At 58.7% G+C, this 20,051-nt stretch carries 23 protein-coding genes and 1 pseudogene; 19 read left to right on the top strand and 5 right to left on the bottom strand.

Features of this window, described 5'->3' with window-relative positions; all coding sequences use genetic code 11:
• Window positions 1–49: 49 nt before the first annotated feature.
• The 17 genes from iscR to der all read left to right on the top strand — a co-directional run bounded on the left by iscR (window position 50) and on the right by der (window position 14,890).
• Window positions 50–541 carry a Fe-S cluster assembly transcriptional regulator IscR gene (gene iscR, locus ACIGHL_RS00600; protein WP_019341070.1) on the top strand — a complete coding sequence of 164 codons (492 nt, stop codon included), beginning with the start codon at window positions 50–52 and terminating at the stop codon, window positions 539–541.
• Window positions 542–571: 30 nt separating this feature from the next.
• Window positions 572–1,786 (top strand): IscS subfamily cysteine desulfurase, encoded by a 1,215-nt coding sequence (locus tag ACIGHL_RS00605; RefSeq protein ID WP_128118846.1) that lies wholly within the window; start codon window positions 572–574, stop codon window positions 1,784–1,786.
• A gap of 47 nt (window positions 1,787–1,833) precedes the next feature.
• The gene (iscU, locus tag ACIGHL_RS00610; RefSeq protein WP_045425243.1) at window positions 1,834–2,226 is read left to right on the top strand and encodes a Fe-S cluster assembly scaffold IscU; all 393 of its coding nucleotides are present in this window, start codon (window positions 1,834–1,836) and stop codon (window positions 2,224–2,226) included.
• A gap of 10 nt (window positions 2,227–2,236) precedes the next feature.
• Complete coding sequence (iscA, locus tag ACIGHL_RS00615) at window positions 2,237–2,560, top strand: iron-sulfur cluster assembly protein IscA (protein WP_045425245.1); 324 nt, start codon at window positions 2,237–2,239, stop codon at window positions 2,558–2,560.
• Between the two features lie 7 nt (window positions 2,561–2,567).
• A complete protein-coding gene (gene hscB / locus ACIGHL_RS00620) occupies window positions 2,568–3,089 on the top strand; it encodes a co-chaperone HscB (RefSeq protein WP_128118847.1) in 522 nt (173 codons plus the stop codon).
• A 41-nt stretch (window positions 3,090–3,130) separates the two neighbouring features.
• Complete coding sequence (gene hscA, locus ACIGHL_RS00625; protein WP_128118848.1) at window positions 3,131–4,993, top strand: Fe-S protein assembly chaperone HscA; 1,863 nt, start codon at window positions 3,131–3,133, stop codon at window positions 4,991–4,993.
• Between the two features lie 5 nt (window positions 4,994–4,998).
• On the top strand, window positions 4,999–5,337 hold the full coding sequence (fdx, locus tag ACIGHL_RS00630; protein ID WP_128118849.1) for an ISC system 2Fe-2S type ferredoxin: 339 nt from the start codon (window positions 4,999–5,001) through the stop codon (window positions 5,335–5,337).
• 3 nt (window positions 5,338–5,340) lie between these two features.
• Entirely contained in the window at window positions 5,341–5,538 is a 198-nt protein-coding gene (iscX, locus tag ACIGHL_RS00635; protein WP_045425251.1) for a Fe-S cluster assembly protein IscX, read from the top strand.
• 162 nt (window positions 5,539–5,700) lie between these two features.
• On the top strand, window positions 5,701–6,132 hold the full coding sequence (gene ndk, locus ACIGHL_RS00640; protein ID WP_021209485.1) for a nucleoside-diphosphate kinase: 432 nt from the start codon (window positions 5,701–5,703) through the stop codon (window positions 6,130–6,132).
• A 20-nt stretch (window positions 6,133–6,152) separates the two neighbouring features.
• Window positions 6,153–7,301, top strand: a complete 1,149-nt coding sequence (gene rlmN / locus ACIGHL_RS00645; RefSeq protein WP_128118850.1) for a dual-specificity RNA methyltransferase RlmN — start codon at window positions 6,153–6,155, stop codon at window positions 7,299–7,301.
• An 11-nt stretch (window positions 7,302–7,312) separates the two neighbouring features.
• A complete protein-coding gene (gene pilW, locus ACIGHL_RS00650; RefSeq protein WP_128118851.1) occupies window positions 7,313–8,071 on the top strand; it encodes a type IV pilus biogenesis/stability protein PilW in 759 nt (252 codons plus the stop codon).
• Window positions 8,068–9,057: a RodZ domain-containing protein gene (locus ACIGHL_RS00655; RefSeq protein WP_128118852.1), complete on the top strand. Its 990-nt coding sequence runs from the start codon at window positions 8,068–8,070 to the stop codon at window positions 9,055–9,057. Before pilW ends, ACIGHL_RS00655 begins: the two co-directional genes overlap by 4 nt.
• 2 nt (window positions 9,058–9,059) lie before the next feature.
• Entirely contained in the window at window positions 9,060–10,172 is a 1,113-nt protein-coding gene (gene ispG, locus ACIGHL_RS00660) for a flavodoxin-dependent (E)-4-hydroxy-3-methylbut-2-enyl-diphosphate synthase (RefSeq protein ID WP_128118853.1), read from the top strand.
• Between the two features lie 14 nt (window positions 10,173–10,186).
• Window positions 10,187–11,470, top strand: a complete 1,284-nt coding sequence (gene hisS / locus ACIGHL_RS00665; protein WP_128118854.1) for a histidine--tRNA ligase — start codon at window positions 10,187–10,189, stop codon at window positions 11,468–11,470.
• Between the two features lie 40 nt (window positions 11,471–11,510).
• On the top strand, window positions 11,511–12,152 hold the full coding sequence (locus ACIGHL_RS00670) for a YfgM family protein (RefSeq protein WP_128118855.1): 642 nt from the start codon (window positions 11,511–11,513) through the stop codon (window positions 12,150–12,152).
• A 4-nt stretch (window positions 12,153–12,156) separates the two neighbouring features.
• Complete coding sequence (gene bamB, locus ACIGHL_RS00675) at window positions 12,157–13,305, top strand: outer membrane protein assembly factor BamB (RefSeq protein ID WP_128118856.1); 1,149 nt, start codon at window positions 12,157–12,159, stop codon at window positions 13,303–13,305.
• A gap of 106 nt (window positions 13,306–13,411) precedes the next feature.
• Window positions 13,412–14,890 carry a ribosome biogenesis GTPase Der gene (gene der, locus ACIGHL_RS00680; protein WP_128118857.1) on the top strand — a complete coding sequence of 493 codons (1,479 nt, stop codon included), beginning with the start codon at window positions 13,412–13,414 and terminating at the stop codon, window positions 14,888–14,890.
• Window positions 14,891–14,894: 4 nt separating this feature from the next.
• Here the strand turns inward: der and ACIGHL_RS00685 are convergent.
• A pseudogene (locus tag ACIGHL_RS00685) lies at window positions 14,895–15,138 on the bottom strand (serine O-acetyltransferase); the annotation flags it as partial.
• A 111-nt stretch (window positions 15,139–15,249) separates the two neighbouring features.
• Here ACIGHL_RS00685 and ACIGHL_RS00690 point away from each other — a divergent pair.
• Together ACIGHL_RS00690 and ACIGHL_RS00695 are read left to right on the top strand one after the other, a co-directional pair.
• Window positions 15,250–16,398 (top strand): pyridoxal phosphate-dependent aminotransferase, encoded by a 1,149-nt coding sequence (locus tag ACIGHL_RS00690; RefSeq protein WP_128118858.1) that lies wholly within the window; start codon window positions 15,250–15,252, stop codon window positions 16,396–16,398.
• Window positions 16,386–17,180, top strand: coding sequence for an amidohydrolase (locus tag ACIGHL_RS00695; protein ID WP_128118859.1), 795 nt, complete (start codon window positions 16,386–16,388; stop codon window positions 17,178–17,180). The genes ACIGHL_RS00690 and ACIGHL_RS00695 overlap by 13 nt, the downstream gene beginning before the upstream one ends.
• 50 nt (window positions 17,181–17,230) lie before the next feature.
• On the opposite strand, the gene ACIGHL_RS00700 is transcribed toward ACIGHL_RS00695, so the two are convergent.
• The 4 genes from ACIGHL_RS00700 to ACIGHL_RS00715 all read right to left on the bottom strand — a co-directional run bounded on the left by ACIGHL_RS00700 (window position 17,231) and on the right by ACIGHL_RS00715 (window position 20,031).
• Complete coding sequence (locus ACIGHL_RS00700) at window positions 17,231–17,611, bottom strand: DUF2784 domain-containing protein (RefSeq protein ID WP_128118860.1); 381 nt, start codon at window positions 17,609–17,611, stop codon at window positions 17,231–17,233.
• Between the two features lie 3 nt (window positions 17,612–17,614).
• A complete protein-coding gene (locus tag ACIGHL_RS00705) occupies window positions 17,615–18,241 on the bottom strand; it encodes a DUF2238 domain-containing protein (RefSeq protein WP_241508952.1) in 627 nt (208 codons plus the stop codon).
• A 102-nt stretch (window positions 18,242–18,343) separates the two neighbouring features.
• Window positions 18,344–19,075 carry an endonuclease gene (locus ACIGHL_RS00710; RefSeq protein ID WP_128118862.1) on the bottom strand — a complete coding sequence of 244 codons (732 nt, stop codon included), beginning with the start codon at window positions 19,073–19,075 and terminating at the stop codon, window positions 18,344–18,346.
• 98 nt (window positions 19,076–19,173) lie between these two features.
• Entirely contained in the window at window positions 19,174–20,031 is an 858-nt protein-coding gene (locus ACIGHL_RS00715; protein WP_128118863.1) for a carboxylate/amino acid/amine transporter, read from the bottom strand.
• Window positions 20,032–20,051 lie beyond the last annotated feature (20 nt).

Consider the following 20,051-nt stretch of genomic DNA (forward strand, 5'->3'; position numbering starts at 1 on the left):
AGTCGGGTATTGCATACTTGCCTCAAACCATGATGCTTGGTGCGAACCGATGCGATTGACTACCAAAGGCCGTTACGCCGTTACTGCGATGCTCGACCTTGCGCTGCATGCGCAACACGGGCCGGTGTCCCTTGCGGATATTTCCGAGCGGCAAGGCATTTCGCTTTCCTATCTTGAACAGCTGTTTGCCAAGCTGCGTCGTGGCAGCCTGGTGACCAGTGTTCGTGGACCAGGTGGTGGCTATCAGCTCTCGCGCGAGATGGCGGGCATCCAGGTCGCGCAAGTTATCGACGCGGTCAACGAGTCGGTAGATGCAACACGCTGCCAGGGGCTGGGTGATTGTCATTCGGGAGATACCTGTCTGACCCATCATCTCTGGTGCGACTTGAGTCAGCAGATCCATGAATTTTTGAGTGGCATCAGTCTGGCGGATCTGGTGATGCGCCGGGAGGTTCAGGAAGTGGCTCTGCGCCAGGATATGCGCCGCGCCAATGGCCAGACTCCGCAACTGGATAAGATTGAAGCGTCCGCCATCGAATGAGCAGGACGACAGCCTGATAGGAGATACCTGATGAAGTTGCCGATTTACCTGGATTACTCCGCTACTACACCGGTCGATCCTCGCGTCGCCGAGAAGATGGTCGAATGTCTGACTGCCGAAGGCAACTTTGGTAATCCGGCGTCGCGCTCTCACGCCTTTGGCTGGAAAGCCGAGGAAGCCGTCGAGAATGCGCGCCGTCAGGTCGCCGAGTTGGTCAATGCTGATCCTCGCGAAATCGTCTGGACCTCTGGCGCGACTGAGTCGGATAACCTGGCAATCAAAGGTGCAGCGCACTTCTATGCGTCCAAGGGCAAGCACATCGTAACCAGCAAGATCGAGCACAAGGCCGTTCTGGATACGACTCGCCAGCTCGAACGTGAAGGGTTCGAAGTAACCTACATTGAGCCAGGCGAAGACGGCGTGATCACGCCAGCAATGGTCGAAGCAGCGCTACGCGATGACACCGTGCTGGTGTCCATCATGCACGTGAACAACGAGATCGGGACGATCAATGATATTGCCGCCATCGGCGAGCTCACCCGCTCGCGTGGTGTTCTGTTCCACGTGGATGCCGCTCAGTCGACTGGGAAGGTGGAGATCGATCTGGAGAAGATGAAGGTCGATCTAATGTCCTTCTCTGCTCACAAGTCCTACGGTCCCAAAGGCGTCGGTGCTCTGTATGTGCGGCGCAAGCCGCGTGTACGTCTGGAAGCGCAGATGCATGGCGGCGGGCATGAGCGCGGTATGCGCTCGGGCACGTTGGCGGCGCATCAGTCGGTCGGCATGGGTGAGGCGTTCCGCATTGCCAAAGAAGAAATGACCGCAGAAAACGAGCGTATCACTCGGCTGCGCGACCGCTTTTTCAAGCAGGTCGAGCACCTGGAAGAACTGTATGTAAATGGCAGTATGACCGCTCGGGTGCCGCATAATCTGAACTTGAGTTTTAACTACGTCGAAGGCGAGTCGCTGATCATGGCGCTCAAAGATCTGGCGGTTTCCTCTGGTTCGGCCTGTACCTCTGCTTCGCTGGAGCCGTCTTATGTACTCCGCGCGCTGGGTCGCAATGACGAACTGGCACACAGCTCGATCCGTTTCACTTTCGGCCGCTTCACCACCGAAGAGGAAGTCGATTACGCCGCGCAGAAAGTCAGCGAGGCGGTAACGAAACTGCGTGAGCTTTCACCCTTGTGGGACATGTTCAAGGATGGCGTCGATATTTCGCAGGTCGAGTGGGCAGCCCACTGATTCGAACCGTCGAGTTCCGCATAGCCTGATTCAATGAGGATTGCACCATGGCATACAGTGACAAGGTCATTGACCATTACGAAAATCCCCGCAACGTCGGCAAGTTCGACGCTGAGGATCCTTCAATCGGCACCGGCATGGTCGGTGCTCCGGCGTGTGGCGATGTGATGCGCCTGCAGATCAAGGTTAACGAGCAGGGCGTGATCGAAGATGCCAAGTTCAAGACCTATGGTTGTGGTTCGGCCATCGCTTCCAGCTCTCTCGCCACTGAGTGGATGAAGGGCAAGACACTGGAGGAGGCCGAAACAATCAAGAACACCCAGCTTGCTGAAGAGCTGGCGCTGCCGCCGGTTAAAATACACTGCTCGGTACTGGCAGAAGACGCCATCAAGGCGGCCGTTCGCGATTATCGTGAGAAAAAAGGGTTGCCGCAGGCCTAAGGAGGTATCGATGGCTATCAGTATGACAACCGCTGCTGCCGATCACGTGCGCCGTTCTCTGGAAGGGCGCGGCAAGGGGCTTGGGGTCCGGTTGGGCGTACGTACCACGGGCTGTTCCGGCTTGGCTTACGTGCTTGAGTTCGTCGACGAAGCAGCTGCAGAGGACTCGGTCTTCGACAGCCACGGCGTGAAGGTGATCATCGATCCGAAGAGCCTCGTGTACCTCAACGGGACGGAGCTCGACTTTGTCCGCGAGGGGCTGAACGAGGGCTTTAAGTTCAACAACCCTAACGTGCGTGGCGAATGCGGCTGCGGCGAAAGCTTCAACATCTGAGGACGCTGTGGGAACTCCCTGTCACTACGCGCTGTTCGAGCTGCAGCCGACATTCGATATCGATCCGGGGATGCTGTCGTCTCGTTATCGCGAGCTGGCGCGTAAGGTTCATCCCGACCGGTTTGCTGACGGCGGTGAGGCCGAGCAGCGTTACGCAATCGAGCGCTCGACGAATCTGAACGAGGCCTATCAGACCCTGAAGAGCCCGTCGCGTCGGGCTCGCTACCTGCTGACGCTCGAGGGTCGCGAGATGCCGTTGGAGGCAACCGTTCAGGATCCCGCTTTCCTTATGCAGCAGATGCAGTGGCGCGAAGAGCTCGAGGAGTTGCAAGACGATGCGGATATCGCAGGCATAGCTTCCTTCAAGGCTCGCCTCAAAGCGGCTCAGCAAAATCTCAATGATTCTTTCGCCGGCATCTGGCGGGATGAGTCGCAGCGCGAGGAGGCGGAACGGCTGGTGCGCCGGATGCAGTTCCTCGACAAGCTGTCCCAGGAAGTGCGCCAGTTAGAAGAGCGCCTCGACGATTAACCCCGCGTAGCGCCTGGCGCTGCGCCCGATATCAGACAGACATGGCCTTACTTCAGATAGCTGAACCCGGACAAAGCCCGCAACCTCATCAGCGTCGCCTGGCGGTTGGCATAGACCTGGGCACTACCAATTCACTCGTTGCAGCTCTGCGTAGTGGCGTTACGGCACCGTTGGCTGATGCTGATGGAGAGGTGATTTTGCCGTCCGCGGTACGTTATCACAGCGCTCAGGTTGAGGTGGGGCGGACGGCGAAAGCTGCTGCGGCCAGCGATCCGTTGAATACCATCCTGTCCGTCAAGCGTTTGATGGGGCGCGGTATTGGTGATGTGAAGCAACTGGGTGGGCAACTGCCGTATCGATTCAGTGAGGGGCAATCACAGATGCCTTTCATCGAGACGGTGCAGGGCGCCAAAAGCCCGGTAGAGGTTTCTGCGGAGATTCTTCGCGCGTTGCGTGAGCGTGCGGAGGCAGTGTTGGGGGGCGAGCTGGTCGGTGCGGTGATCACGGTGCCGGCATATTTCGATGATGCGCAACGTCAAGCGACCAAGGATGCTGCGCGTCTCGCTAATCTCAACGTGCTGCGCCTGCTTAACGAGCCTACCGCCGCCGCCGTTGCCTATGGTTTAGACCGCGAAGCTGAAGGGGTCGTGGCGATCTACGACCTGGGCGGCGGCACCTTCGATATTTCCATCCTACGTCTGACCAAGGGTGTGTTCGAGGTGCTTGCTACTGGTGGCGATACCGCGCTAGGTGGGGATGACTTCGATCATGCAGTTGCCGGCTGGATTCTGGCTAAGGCTGGTGCCTCACAGGATCTCGATCCGGGCACCCAGCGTGAAGTGCTGAAAATTGCCTGTGATGCCAAGGAGCAGCTCAGCGAAACCGAAGCTGTCGAAGTGCGCTACGCCGGTTGGCAGGGCGTTCTGACACGTGCCATGTTCAACGAACTCATCGATCCGATGATCGCTCGCAGTCTCAAGTCGTGCAGGCGCGCGCTGCGTGATTCGTCTGTAGAGCTGGAAGAGGTCCATGCGGTGGTCATGGTTGGCGGCTCCACTCGTGTGCCGCGGGTTCGTGAGCGGGTTGGAGAAATGTTTGGCCAGGATCCGCTGACCGATATCGATCCCGATCAGGTGGTCGCGATCGGTGCAGCAATCCAGGCTGAGACGCTGGCCGGCAACAATCGCGATGGAGAGGAGCTGTTGCTGCTGGATGTGATCCCTCTGTCGCTCGGGCTGGAAACAATGGGCGGTCTGATGGAAAAGATCATTCCGCGCAACACCACCATTCCGGTCGCCCGAGCCCAGGAGTTCACCACGTACAAAGACGGCCAAACGGCCATGATGATTCATGTGCTGCAGGGCGAGCGTGAGCTCATTGCCGATTGCAGGTCTTTGGCTCGCTTCGAGCTGCGGGGCATCCCACCAATGGTGGCCGGGGCGGCGAAGATCCGTGTCACCTTCCAGGTCGATGCGGACGGCCTGCTCAGCGTTTCGGCGCGTGAGCTGGCGTCCGGCGTCGAGTCGAGTATCCAGGTGAGGCCGTCTTATGGGCTGACCGATGGCGAGATTGCTCGCATGTTGGAAGATTCGTTTCATAAGGCCAGTGAAGACAAAACGGCCAGAGCGCTTCGTGAGCAGTTGGTTGATGCGCAGCGTTTGCTCGAGGCGGTTGAGGCGGCATTGGCGGTTGATGGCGAGCGTTTGCTGGATGATGACGAGCGCGCGGCGATCAAGTCGCAGGTGCACGAATTGCGTGGGCTTCTTGATAGTCAGGATGGTCTCGCCATCGAACGCCAGGTCAAGCGTCTTAGCCAGATTACCGATGCTTTTGCAGCACGCCGACTAGATTCCACCGTCAAGGCCGCGTTGGCCGGGCGGCGGCTTAACGATATCGAGGATTGAACCAGATGCCGCAGATTGTTTTCCTGCCTCATGCCGACCATTGTCCGGAAGGGGCGGTAGTAGATGCTCAGCCCGGTGAAACGGTGCTCGACGCTGCGCTGCGAAATGGCATCGATATCGAGCATGCTTGTGAAAAGTCCTGTGCCTGCACGACCTGCCACGTAGTGATCCGTGAGGGCTTTGCTTCTCTGAAGGCCTCCGACGAGCTAGAAGATGACATGTTGGACAAAGCGTGGGGGCTCGAGCCTACCTCCAGGCTGTCCTGTCAGGCTGCGGTCGCGGATATCGATCTGGTGGTCGAGATTCCGAAATACACCATCAACCAAGTGTCCGAAGGTCATTAAGTCATGGCGCTTAAATGGTCTGACGTATTGGATATCGCGATTGAGCTGGCTGAGCGCAAGCCTGACGTGGATCCCCGCTACGTGAATTTCGTCGAACTGCATCGTTGGGTTGTCGAGCTACCGGGTTTTTCTGACGATCCGACGCGCGGCGGCGAAAAGGTTCTGGAAGCCATACAAGCGGCCTGGATCGAAGAAGCCTAAATCACACGCCGCCCGCTGGACACTGTTACAGAATCAACCGGTGCTGACTGCTTATGGTGGTCAACTTCAGGCTTGAGGCTACCCTTATATTTTTCGTCCTGACCCGCGTATAATTCGCGGGTTTACTTGTTCGCTTTAACCTATCGTCTTATGGAGTTTCAAATGGCCCTGCAACGCACTTTCTCCATCATCAAGCCTGACGCCGTCGCCAAGAATGTTATCGGTGAAATCACCTCTCGTTTCGAGAAGGCTGGTCTGCGCGTCGTCGCTTCGAAGATGGTCCAATTGTCCGAGCGTGAAGCGGGCGGTTTCTATGCCGAGCACAGCGAGCGCGGTTTCTTTAAAGATCTGGTCGCTTTCATGGTTTCTGGTCCGGTCATCGTTCAGGTTCTAGAAGGTGAAGACGCGATCGCCAAAAACCGTGAGCTGATGGGTGCTACCAACCCGAAGGAAGCAGCTCCTGGCACTATCCGCGCCGATTTCGCGGTCTCCATCGATGAGAACGCTGTTCATGGTTCCGACTCCGAGGCGTCCGCCGCTCGCGAAATCGCCTACTTCTTCTCTGCCACCGAAGTGTGTGCCCGCATTCGCTGATCAGGCGAAGGTGAATCCAGATGACTCCGATTACCGGTAAAGTAAATCTGCTGGGGCTGACCCAGCCTCAGTTAGAAAGCTTCTTCGATTCAATAGGGGAGAAGCGCTTTCGTGCCGGTCAGGTCATGAAATGGATTCACCACTTTGGCGTCGATGACTTCGATGCCATGAGCAATATTGGCAAGGCCTTGCGCGAAAAGCTCAAGGCCTCTGCCGAGATCCGCGGCCCCGAAATTGTAAGCGAAGACATTTCCACCGACGGCACTCGAAAATGGGTGGTGCGGGTGGCTTCGGGTAGCTGTGTGGAGACCGTCTATATTCCCCAGGGTGGGCGTGGCACGCTCTGCGTTTCCTCCCAGGCTGGCTGCGCGTTGGATTGCAGTTTCTGCTCGACGGGCAAGCAAGGTTTCAACAGCAACCTCACCGCTGCCGAGGTGATCGGTCAGGTGTGGATTGCCAACAAGTCGTTCGGCACGATACCGGCGAAGGTTGATCGCGCCATTACCAATGTCGTCATGATGGGCATGGGCGAGCCCTTGCTGAACTTCGATAATGTCGTCGCCGCCATGCAAATCATGATGGACGACCTCGGATACGGTATATCCAAGCGCAAGGTGACACTTTCGACATCAGGCGTGGTGCCGATGATCGAGGAGCTGTCCAAAGTCATCGATGTGTCGCTGGCGCTGTCACTGCACGCACCGAACGATGAATTGCGTGATCAGTTGGTGCCGATCAACAAGAAATACCCATTGGAGATGCTGCTCGCTGCTTGTCAGCGCTATATTTCCAATTTGGGCGAAAAGCGTGTTCTAACGATCGAATACACATTGCTGCAGGGCGTCAACGATCAGCCTGAACATGCGGAGCAGATGATCGCCTTATTGGCGAAAATCCCCTGCAAGATTAACCTGATTCCCTTCAACCCCTTCCCGCATTCGGGATATGAGCGGCCGAGCAACAATGCGATCCGTCGTTTTCAGGACATCCTGCACAAAGCCGGGCACAATGTAACGGTGCGTACCACTCGCGGTGAGGATATCGATGCCGCCTGCGGCCAGCTAGTCGGGCAGGTATTGGATAGAACACGCCGAAGCGAGCGCTACATCGCAGTGCGCCAGCTGCAATCCGAGCCAGTGACGGCGCCCATTGCTACGAACCGTTCCTGAGGGGGATTTTGATGACCTTGCGCGTCGCGCTGCTGTTTGTGCTCGCCAGCCTAATGGTTGGCTGCGTATCTTCCGGGTCGGTAAATCCGATGCGTACCTCTGAAGGTCGCGACGAAGCGCGAGATGCCTATATTCAGCTTGGCATCGGTTATTTGCAGCAAGGCGAGGCTTCTCGTGCCAAATCTCCGCTACGCAAAGCGCTCGAGCTGGATCCAAACAGTGCAGATGCCCACGCGGCATTGGCCTTGGTATTCCAAAACGAGATGGAAACTCAGTTGGCAGACGAGCACTACCGCAAGGCCCTGTCTGGCAACAGCGACGCCCGTATCCTCAATAACTACGGCAGCTTTCTTTTCGAGCAGAAGCGCTACCCCGAAGCGATGGAACGTTTCGCAAAGGCCGCCGAAGATAATCTCTATTCTGGGCGCTCCCATGTCTTTCAGAACATGGGCATGACCGCATTGATGCTGGGTCAGCGAGAGCAGGCCGAAACCTATTTCACTCGCGCCCTGCGCCTCGATAGCCGGCAACCACGCGCACTGCTCGAACTGGCCATGATGGCGTATGAAGACAAGCAGTACGTTCCTGCAAAACGCTACTACGACGGTTTCAGCAGTCTTTCTGAGCAGAATGCCCGCAGTCTGTTGCTGGGCATCCGTTTGGCGAAAATCCATCAGGACCGCGATCAGGCGGCAAGCCTGGGTTTGCAGCTCAAGCGCCTGTATCCGGGGACGCCTGAGTATCAACAGTTTCTTTCGGAGCAACGATGATAGCGCCCCATTCTGAAGCCGCTGCCCCGACGGCCCTGGCCAACCCTGGCGAAACGTTACGCGCCGCGCGCGAAGGCAAAAACTGGTCTCTCTCTTCGGTAGCCAAGCAGCTTAATCTGTCGGAACGATCGCTCACCCAGATCGAGGCGGGTGACTTCAGTCAGCTGCCTGGTCACACATTTGCCCGCGGTTACGTTCGTGCTTACGCCAAGCTTCTAGACCTGGACCAGAATCGTCTGGTACAGCAGTTCGACCAACATACCGGTACGGATGCAACCGGCAGCAGCGTCAATAGCCTCGGTCACATCGATCAGCCCGTGCGCCTATCGCGCAGCATGGTGCGCTTCTTTACCTTCATCCTGACGCTGGTAATCGGCGTAGGTGCATTCTTGTGGTGGCAGGATCGCTCGGCTCGTACCGAGTCGGGCCCGTCGGTCTCCGCGCTTGAGCGAATTGAGGTCGAGGCTGCAGACGGTACCACCGAGATTCATCTGCTCGACCGAGCTGAGGAGGCTGTTGAGCCCGTGATCGAGGAACTGGTTAACCCGATTCCATCGGAAACCAGCGACGAGGCCCAGGTAGCCAGCACCGAAACGTTGCAATCAGATGCGCAGCCGGCAGTCGAAACGGCAGCTGGAATGCCAATGCAGCAGGACGAGACTGCACCGTCCAGTGAGACGCCGGCCATTGCTGAGGTCGACGCGACGCCAGCCCAGGTCGCCGAAGTTGAGGCGGTCGCACCGGGGGAGGGTCGTCTGACTTTGGATTACACGGCGGATTGTTGGACGCGGGTTACCGATGCGAACGGGGAGGTGCTCTACAGCGGCCTAGCCAAGGCTGGCAGCAGTCGCACCCTGGTAGGTGAAACACCGCTAGATTTGCATCTGGGCTTTGCGTCTGGTGTACAGGTCAGCTTCAACGGTGAAGCCGTCAGTCTTTCTGGCAAAACGCGCGGCGAGACTGCGCGTCTCAAGCTCGGACAGTAATCATGCATAGTGAGTCTCCTATCAAGCGTCGGCCTACTCGAAAAATCTGGGTAGGCAACGTACCGGTCGGCGGCGATGCGCCTATCGCCGTGCAGAGCATGACCAATACCGAAACCTGCGATGTGGATGCCACGGTTGCGCAGATCGAGCGGTTGAAGAATGCCGGAGCTGACATCGTGCGTGTGTCGGTGCCTTCGATGGAAGCGGCTGAGGCGTTTGGCAAGATCAAGCAGCGTGTCAGTTTGCCGTTGGTGGCAGACATTCATTTCGACTATCAGATTGCTCTACGCGTCGCCGAGCTTGGTGTCGATTGCCTGCGCATCAACCCAGGTAACATCGGGCGCGAAGACCGTGTCCGCGCCGTCGTCGAAGCTGCGCGGGACCGCGGCATCCCGATCCGCATTGGCGTCAATGCCGGTTCGTTGGAAAAGGATCTGCAGAAAAAGTACGGCGAACCAACACCCGAAGCGCTCGTGGAATCTGCGTTGCGCCATGTCGAGCATCTCGACCGGCTGAACTTCCCTGATTTCAAAGTCAGCGTTAAGGCCTCTGACGTGTTCATGGCTGTGGCTGCCTATCGTCTCTTGGCTGACAAAATCGAGCAGCCTTTGCACTTGGGCATTACCGAAGCCGGTGGCTTGCGTTCGGGTACGGTGAAGTCGTCGGTGGGTTTGGGCATGTTGCTCGCCGAAGGCATCGGCGACACCATCCGTATTTCGCTGGCAGCCGACCCGGTAGAAGAAATCAAGGTTGGTTTCGACATTCTCAAGTCGCTTCGTCTACGTTCACGCGGGATCAATTTCATCGCCTGCCCGAGTTGCTCGCGCCAGAACTTCGACGTGGTCAAGACCATGAACGAGCTTGAGGGCCGGCTTGATGATTTGCTTGTGCCGATGGACGTCGCGGTGATCGGCTGCGTCGTTAACGGTCCTGGGGAAGCGAAAGAGGCGCACATCGGCCTTACCGGCGGATCGCCGAACAACCTCATCTATATCGATGGCAAGCCGGCACAGAAATTGAGCAACGACAATCTGGTCGATGAACTGGAGCAGCTGATTCGTCGCAAGGCTGCGGAAAAAGTCGAGACAGACGCTGCGCTGATTCTGCGCAGCTGAACTAAGGAAACGAATTGAGCAAGTCCCTGCAAGCCATTCGTGGCATGAACGATATTCTGCCGGCCCAAACGCCGGTCTGGCGCTACCTCGAGATCACCTTCGCACAGCTGCTCGATAGCTACGGTTACAGCGAGATTCGTCTGCCGATTCTTGAGTTCACCGATCTGTTCGCCCGTGGGATCGGTGAGGGGACCGACGTGGTCGACAAGGAAATGTATACCTTCCTAGACCGTAACGAGGAATCACTGACGCTGCGTCCAGAGGGCACTGCCGGTTGCGTGCGCGCGGTGCTCGAGCATGGCATGACTGGGGGCGGGCAGGTACAGAAACTCTGGTACGCGGGGCCCATGTTCCGCTATGAAAAGCCGCAGAAAGGCCGCTATCGTCAGTTTCACCAGATCGGTGTTGAGGTGTTCAATCAGCCGGGTCCGGATATCGATGCCGAGCTGATCGTGCTTACGGCTCGACTTTGGAAGAAGCTTGGCCTATCCGGTGCAGTCACCCTGCAGCTGAACAGCTTAGGTTCCAGTGAGGCTAGGGCGACCTATCGGGACGCGCTGGTGGCGTACCTGCAACAGCATTTCGAGCAACTCGACGAAGATAGCCAGCGCCGTCTGACGAGCAACCCGCTGCGTATTCTCGATAGCAAGAATGCGCAGACCCAAGCACTGCTCGCCGATGCGCCGACCTTGCATGATTATCTCGACGAAGAGTCACGTACACACTTCGAAGGCCTCAAGGCCCGTCTCGAAGTGGCAGGAATCGACTACCAGATCAATCCCAAGCTGGTGCGGGGCCTGGATTACTACGGCAGGACCGTGTTCGAGTGGGTGACCGATAAACTGGGCTCGCAAGGTACCGTTTGTGCGGGTGGTCGCTATGACGGGCTTGTCACTCAATTTGGCGGCAAGCCGACGCCGGGCGTAGGTTTCGCCATGGGCATCGAGCGTCTGGTGTTGCTACTCGAGACGCTCGAATTGGTGCCTGCGGAGCTTAATCAGCCGGCCCATGCCTACATCTGTGCCTTTGGTGAGGCGTCCGAATTGGCTGCACTCGGCTTGGCGGAGCGATTGCGCGATGCGCTGCCCGGCCTGCGCTTGCTGGTCAACGCGGGCGGCGGAAGTTTCAAGAGTCAGTTCAAGAAAGCTGACAAGAGTGGCGCCCGGTTCGCACTGATTCTGGGTGACGACGAACTGGCCGGTCGCGTGGTAGGTTGCAAGCCGCTGCGCGACGATAGCGAGCAACAAAGCATTGCCTGGGATGCTCTGCCCGAGTGTCTGGCTGCCTGTTTGGCGTAAGCAAACAGGTCCGATTTCAGCGAATGTAAGGAGTGACAGTGTGACCTCGGGTACCGAAGAAGAACAACTGGCGCAAATCAAGGAATGGTGGCAGCGGAACGGCAAACCATTGCTGATGGGGGGCGCGCTTGCTCTGGTGCTGGTATTTGGCTGGCAGTTCTGGCAGAAGCACCAGCTCAACCAGGCCCAGAGCGCCTCGACGATCTACCAGCAGTTGCTGAATGCCGCGTTGGAAGAAGGTAAAGCAGATACCGCCGAGGTCTCGCGATTGGGCAATTTGCTGCAGAAAGAATTTGCAGGTTCTCACTACGCTCAGTACGGCAGCCTCTTCGTCGCCAAGGTGGCGGTGGAGTCCGGACGTCTCGACGAGGCCGCAACAGAGTTACAGGCGGTGCTGGACAAGCCTGCCGACAAAGCTCTGGAAGAGCTGGCTCGCCAACGTTTGGCCCGTATCCTGGCGGCTCAGGACAAGGCCGAAGAAGGGCTCGCGCTCTTGGAAGGTGACGCGGTTGAAGCATTTGCCGCCGGCCGCGAAGAGTTGCGGGGTGATCTGCTGGTCAAGCTTGAGCGTCCTGACGAGGCCCATGCCGCCTATTCCAAGGCGAAAGAATTGCTGTCGCAGGATGCTGCAATTGGTGGCCTGCAGCTGAAACTTGACGATCTGGCTCGTGGAGAGGCGTGAATTGATGCGTTGGAAAACTGCAGCATTGCTGACCCTGGCCGTCCTGACGGCGGGTTGCAGCAGCAATGACAAGAAAGAACCCGAGCCCGCCGAACTGGTCAAGTTTGACGCTGAAATCCAGCTGAAAGAACAGTGGAGCCGCTCCATCGGCGATGGCCAGGGCGAGACCTATAATCTGCTGACTCCCGTTGTCTACGGTAACGAGATATTTGCTGCCGACGTTGAAGGGTTGGTCGTGGCAATGGACCGTACGACCGGCAAGGTCAACTGGAAGAACGACCTGGAGGTCCCGATCTCGGGTGCAGTGGGCGCTGGCTATGGTCTGGTTCTGGTCGGTACGCTACGGGGTGAAGTGTTGGCGCTGGATGTTTCGACCGGCGAAGAACGTTGGCGCAGCCAGGTCAGTAGCGAGGTACTTGCTGCGCCTGCCGTGAACGGCGATGTCGTGGTGGTTCAGACTCAGGATGATCGGGTCATTGCGCTCGAAATCGACACCGGAGCGCAACGTTGGAGTTACGAAAGCTCGCCGGCGGTGCTGACGCTACGGGGTACTGGAGCGCCACTGCTGACCAATGAACTGGCGATCGCCGGCCTTTCCAGTGGAAAGGTGGTGGCGCTGGACACCCGTCGCGGATTACCGATCTGGGAGCAGCGGGTCGCCATTCCACAAGGTCGTTCCGAACTTGAACGCGTAGTCGATATCGACGGCGGGTTGCTTCTTTCAGGCGGAACCTTGTATGTCGCTTCCTTCCAGGGCCGCGCCGCAGCGTTGGATCTCGAAAGCGGTCGGATTCTCTGGCAACGCGATGCGTCCACCGCGACCGGCCTTGCGATGGGGTATGGCAGTATCTACGTGAGCCAAGCCGACGGCACGGTGCTAGGCATCGATGAGCGATCGACGACCGTGCTATGGAGCAACGATTCGCTGCTACGTCGGCAGCTTTCCGCCCCGGCGGTTTTTTCTAGCTACGTCGTGGTGGGAGACAAGGAGGGCTATCTGCACTTCCTCAGCCAGGTTGATGGGCGTTTCGTCGCGCGAACTCGCGTCGACAGCGCCGGGGTGCGAGCTCGACCCGTGGTCGAAGGTGACTGGCTTTATGCCTATGGCAACGACGGCAAGCTTGTCGCAATGACCATTCGCCAGGCGGATTGACAGCCTCGCGCCATGTACCTTGTTCCGTCCAGACGGAACAACAAATATTCGGCCGCTGCCTTGCAGCGGCCTTCGTGTTTTCTGAAATATCGCAGTGGAGAGCCGTATGGTTCCCGTAATCGCCCTGGTGGGTCGCCCGAACGTTGGCAAGTCCACCCTGTTTAATCGTCTGACCAAAAGCCGTGACGCCATTGTCGCGGAATATGCCGGTCTGACCCGTGATCGCCAGTATGGCGAGGCCAAATGGCAGGGCCGCACCTACATCGTCATCGACACTGGTGGTCTGACCGGCGATGAGGAGGGCATCGACGCCAAGATGGCCGAGCAGTCCCTGCAAGCCATGCAAGAGGCCGATGCGGTGATGTTCATGGTTGACGCGCGTGCCGGCATGACGCCTGGCGATCAGATGATTGCCGAGCACCTGCGCAAGATGAACAAGCGCCACTTCCTGGTGGCGAACAAGGTCGACAGCATCGATCCGGATATCGCCCGAGCGGAATTCAGCCCGTTGGGCCTGGGCGACGCCCTGCCGATCGCCGCCGCCCATGGCCGTGGTATCACCCATATGCTCGAGCAGGCGCTCGGCATGTTCCCCAAGGACAACGCCGAAGTTGCCGAAGCCGAGGGTGAAGAGGGCGAGACGGTTGCCGAAGGAGAAGAGCTCAAGCGCATCCCTGGACCGAGCGAAAAGGATGGCATCAAGATCGCGATCATCGGCCGACCCAATGTGGGCAAGTCGACGCTGGTCAATCGCATGCTCGGCGAGGAACGGGTCATCGTTTATGACCAGGCCGGTACAACCCGCGACAGCATCTACATTCCCTTCGAACGTGACGACGCGAAGTACACACTGATCGACACGGCCGGTGTGCGCCGCCGGGGCAAGATCTTCGAGGCCGTGGAAAAGTTCTCGGTGGTCAAGACGCTGCAGGCGATCCAGGACTCCAACGTCGTGATTTTCGTCATGGATGCCCGCGAGGGCGTGGTCGAACACGACTTGAACCTGCTTGGTTTCGTGCTGGAAAGCGGCCGCGCGTTGGTCATCGCACTGAACAAGTGGGACGGCATGGAGCCGAGTGAGCGAGACTATGTGAAGACCGAACTGGAGCGTCGGTTGTTCTTCGTCGAGTTCGCCGACATCCACTTCATCTCCGCTAAACACGGCACCGGCGTTGGCAATTTGTACAAGTCGGTGCAGGCCTCCTTCGCTTCAGCCGTGACTCGATGGCCCACTAGCCGTTTGACGCAGATCCTTGAAGACGCGGTTCGCGAGCATGCGCCGCCAATGGTCGCCAGTCGTCGAATCAAGCTTCGCTACGCACACCTGGGCGGCGCCAACCCGCCGCTCATCATTATCCATGGCAACCAGGTCGACTCGATCCCCAAGTCCTACACTCGTTATTTGGAGAACACTTACCGACGCGTTCTGAAGCTGGTCGGTACGCCCATCCGTATCGAGTACAAGGGCGGGGAAAACCCTTACGAGGGCAAGAAAAACACGCTTACCGACCGCCAGGTCAACAAGAAGCGCCGTCTCATGTCGCACCACAAGAAGGCCGAGAAGAAGCGCCGCGACAAGCGCTAGTTTCTCAGGTCTCGTCGAACGACTGGTCCAAGGCCGGTCGTGCATGCCTCGGCTTGACGCCCTGGCGGGCCGGGTTGCCGACCACGGTCGTGTGTGGTGAAACGGCTTGCTGCACCACCCTGCTGGCGTCGACCTTGGCGCCCTCGCCGATTTTCGATATTGCCGAAAATCTTCGCTCCTGCGCCGATCATCACGCCGCTGCGTACCTTTGGGTGCCGGTCGCCGCACACCTTGCCGGTCCTGCCCAACTCTAGAAGCCAATGCCGCACGCCCGGACACCCTCGTATCCGCCCGTCATGATCGGCTATTCTGTTTTCCCCTGCCGAAGCCCCGTACGGCAGGCCTGTCGGAAGGCTGTCATGCTCATCAGTAAGTTGCCCAATGTCGGCACCACTATTTTCACCACCATGTCGCAGCTGGCGGCTGAAACCGGCGCGTTAAACCTGTCGCAGGGATTCCCCGATTTCGATGGGCCTGATGCGCTGCGCGAAGCGGTTGCCCGTCATGTGATGGAAGGGCACAACCAATACGCGCCAATGACCGGCTTACCGGCACTGCGTGAGCAGGTGGCACTCAAGGTCAGCTCGCTATATGGCCTCCAAGTCAGCGCCGAGGCCGAGGTCACAATTACGCCCGGGGCGACGCAAGCGATTTTCTGTGCGATTCACGCGGTCATCCGCCCAGGCGATGAGGTCATCGTTTTCGACCCGTGCTATGACAGCTACGAGCCTGCCGTGGAACTCGCCGGCGGCGTCTGTGTGCATCAGGCGCTGAGTCTGCCGGACTTTGCCATCGACTGGCAGATGCTCGCCGATGCGATTACCCCGCGCACCCGAATGATCGTGTTGAACACGCCGCACAATCCCAGTGGCGCCTTGATCGAAATGGCTGATCTGGATCGCCTGGCGGTGCTGATCCGCGACCGCGACATCTATCTGCTCAGCGACGAAGTCTACGAGCACTTGGTCTTTGATGGTCGGGAGCATGCCAGTGTGTTGCGTCATGATGAGCTGTATCAGCGCGCCTTCGTCATCAGCTCCTTCGGCAAGACCTACCATGTGACCGGGTGGAAAACTGGCTACGTAGTGGCGCCGGCGGCGCTCAGCAGCGAGCTGCGCAAGGTGCATCAGTATGTCAGCTTCACCAGCGTAACCCCGTTGCAGTGGGCGCTTGCCGATTTCATGGCGGCGCATCCCGAGCATCTGGCGGAACTGCCTGCGTTCTACCAGGCCAAGCGTGATCTGTTCTGCGATCTGCTGGCCAACTCGCGCTTCCGCTTCACTCGCGCTGCGGGTACCTATTTCCAATTGACCGATTATTCCGCGATTCGCCCGGATCTCGACGACGTGGCCATGGCGAAGTGGCTGACCCGTGAACACGGTGTGGCCAGTATTCCGATTTCGGTGTTCTACCAAACGCCTCCTGCAGAGTCGCGGCTGGTCCGCTTCTGCTTCGCCAAACGAGAGGAGACGCTGCGCCAAGCAGCAGAACGACTATGCGCGATCTGAATAATTTACCCGACCTTGAACTGGCCCTGATCCAGACGACGCTCGTCTGGCAGGATGCCGCTGCCAATCGTGAGCGCTTTATCGGGCTGCTGGATGATGCCCGCGGCGCGGACTTGATCGTGTTGCCGGAGATGTTTACCACAGCCTTTTCGATGAACTCCGCCGAGCTCGCCGAGCCTGAAGAAGGCCCGACCTACGCCTGGTTGCGCGAGCAGGCGGCCCGTATGGAGGCGGTGATCACCGGCAGCGTAATCATCGAGGCCGCCGATGGCAGCCATCGCAACCGTCTGCTCTGGGCCCGGCCGAACGGCGAAATTCTGCACTATGACAAGCGTCACCTGTTTCGCATGGCGGGGGAGCATAAACACTACACGGCGGGCGAACAACAGGCCCTGTTCGAACTCAACGGCTGGCATGTGCGCCCGCTGATCTGCTATGACCTGCGCTTTCCGGTGTGGAGCCGCGATCCCCATGACACCGACCTGCTCCTTTATACGGCGAATTGGCCGGCAGCCCGGCGTAATGCCTGGAATCGCCTGTTGCCCGCGCGCGCGATTGAGAACCTCTGCTATGTCGCGGCGGTGAACCGGGTCGGGGAAGATGGTAAAGGCTACCCCTACAGTGGTGACAGCCAAGTACTGAACTATCTCGGTGACCCGCTGCTGGAGGCCGGTGATGCCGATGGGGTGTTTCGCGCTTCACTTCGCGCTGCCGATCTGGCCAAGTTCCGCAGTAAATTTCCTGCCTACCACGATGGCGACGCGTTTGAACTGAGCCTATAGGCGCTCAGCCATGCTTACGATGGTATGGTTGCTAGCGCGGCCAAACGGCTTCAGCGTGCTGCGGCCTGTCGGTGACGATTGCGCCACAGCAGGCCGCCGTAGATCAGTAGGTTGACGACGACTACCACGGCGGCCAGCAGGTACTGCACCGGCACGCTCAACCAGGCCGGGTAGATCAGCGGCAGCAAATAGTGCTCGACGAAGCCGGCCTCGTAGCCCGCGTTCCCGGCCAGTCGCCTCAGCAGGTTTTCCCAATGGGTGAGTGGGCAGGGGCGCCCGCTCAGCTCAACAAATATTCCCCACGCCATCGCGGGCAGATGCAACAGCAAAAAGCCGCGCTTCCAGGCGACCAGCAAGCCCCCCAGCAATACGAAGAGGATAAAGCCGAGGTGCAGCATCAGCACGGCATCGGCCCCAATACGATAAAGCATGGCTTACTCAGCCCTGCCCGAACGCTCCAGCTGAGCGATGTGTTTGTCTTGAATGCGCGCCAGAAGGGTGACAGAGAGCCCTGCGCCGATCAGCGCCATGAGCATGTCGGACTGGGTATCCCATGGATCGCCCTGCGTTCCCAGGAAGTCCTCGGCACCTTGGCCGGCGATAAGCGCGACCCACCATTCGATCAGCTCATAAAAGGCACTGAATGCCAGCGCGACGCAAAGCGCTAAAAAGCCCAGCATCTTGCCGTCGGCGGTGAAGCGACGGCGCAGCAGAACTTCACGCGCCAGCAGGGCAGGTGTTACGCCCTGAATGAAATGGCCCAGCTTGTCATAAGGGTTGCGGGCCAGATCAAACCAGTCCTGCACCCAGAACCCCGGCGGCACGCGGGCATAGGTATAGGTGCCACCAAGAATTAACACCAGCGCATGGATGGCGATCACCCAATAAAGCAGGTGGGTCAACGGAAAGCGCCGATGACTCCAGATCAGCAGTGGAGCGGCGATCAGCACTGGCGCTACCTCAAGCAGCCAGGTTGCGCGCTCGTAGGGTGCAACAGCGGAGCAGATCAATGCCAGCAGTACACCCGATCCCAGCGCTGCGTAAAGCGTACGGTCTTGCATTGGCGTCGCCATGATTAACGGTAGAGCTGGCAGCATGCAGTGCTTGCCGGGTTAGCCGCAACTGTAAGCGCGGCGAGCCTCGGCTTGGCAAAAGCGTGACATCTAGCCTTCTCGGCCAGGCGCTGAAGCTGCACGCGAAAGCGAACGGCCGCAGCGCCGCAAATCGACTGCACCGATGTATGGGTTGGCGTTGCCCTGCACGCAGGCAACGCTGCGGTTGCGCCACCGTTCCCACTCGTCGATTGGGAATTGGCGATTCCAGACGTCATAGAGTCGACGGTCCTGTTTCGATAGCCGCAATCCGTAGCGCTCGCTCATGTACAGGTAAGTGCGGGCAATGGCGCCTCGGGCGTAGGCCGGTGGCATAGCGGTGCGCTGCTTGAAGTTCACCACGAAGGGGCAGGCGCCGTACTGGCTGGGCTTTTCGCTGAGCATACCGAAGCCGTAATTGCTGCGGTCGCCGTTCACTTCACCGACCACCGGTACCAGATTGTGCAGATCGGCTTCCGCCTGGCTGAACACCGGGTCGGTCGACGTGCAGTGTTTGCGTCCACCGTCCTGCCAGCATTGGCGCTGATGGCCGATCACCCATGCGGGAACGATGTGCTCCCACTCCACCCTCGCGGCACGCTTGGGCTGCTTGCGCGGAATGTAGCCACAACTGGCCAGATCGATCTGTTTGCCTTTGAAGGCGCAGCGGCAATAGAAATCCACGGGTCGCTCGGCGTACAACTGCCAGGCGATTTTCTTGGCTTCGCGAAAGGTGCGTGGAGCGTCGGCGTGTAGCTGAACCGGAAAAAGCAGGGCAAGCAGAAGCAGGCTGTAACAGCGCATGGGAATCTCGACGACTGACTGAGAAATGCATCCATGCGGGGCGCGCTATCTTATCTGTTGATCTAATAAATCCATATATAACAATAACTTACATAATGTCATTGAGCCTGCTGTTGGCCCAGCCGGTTGATCTGCAGCGAGGCCAGGATGATCAGCCCACCAACAGTCAGCAGTAGAAGATTAGTCTGCGTACCCCAGAACAGCAGATTGAGCACCAGCCCCACAGGCACCGCCATGTTGTTCATCACCGCCAGGGTGCCGGCATCCACCAGGGTGGCGCCCTTGTTCCAGCAGAACTGCCCGAGCGCGGTGGCCAGCACACCCATCCATACCAACACTGCCCATTGGTCGGTTGTGGTGGGGAGCTTTTCCGGGTTTCCGAACAGTAGCCAGGCCGGCAGTACGATCAGCAGCGCACCCATGAAAAAGTAGCCGAAGCGACGATGGAGTGGAATATCGGATGGATAACGCTGTGCCAGATGCTTGTAGCCGACCTGACCGGCGGCAAAGGTGAAGTTGGCCAACTGCATCAACAGGAAACCACCGAGAAAGTCGCGAGAAACACCGTCATAGCGAATCAGCCCGGCACCGAATACCGCAACGGCGGCCGCAACCAGTGCCCAGGGGTTGAAACGGCGGTTCAACGCGTCGTCTATCAACGTCACGTGCAACGGCGTCAGTACTGTGAATAACAGGACTTCGGCGACCGTCAGCACGTTGAAGCTCAGGTACAGGCAGAGGTAGGTGACGCCGAACTGCAACGCGCCGACCAGCGTGACGCCCGCTATGAAGCCCGGTGCAACGCCGCGCCAGCGAGTCAGAGGCAGGAATACCAGGCCGGCCAGCACTACGCGGGTCAGCACAGCGAAATAGCTGTCCACCTGGCCGGCGAGGTAGGCACCAATCAGGTTGAAGGAAAACGCCCACAGCAGGGTGACGAAAATCAGGTAGCGCATGCCGACTCCTCAGAAGGTCG

Origin of the sequence: Pseudomonas sp. NPDC077451, from assembly GCF_044543345.1 — a bacterium.
Lineage (GTDB): Bacteria > Pseudomonadota > Gammaproteobacteria > Pseudomonadales > Pseudomonadaceae > Stutzerimonas.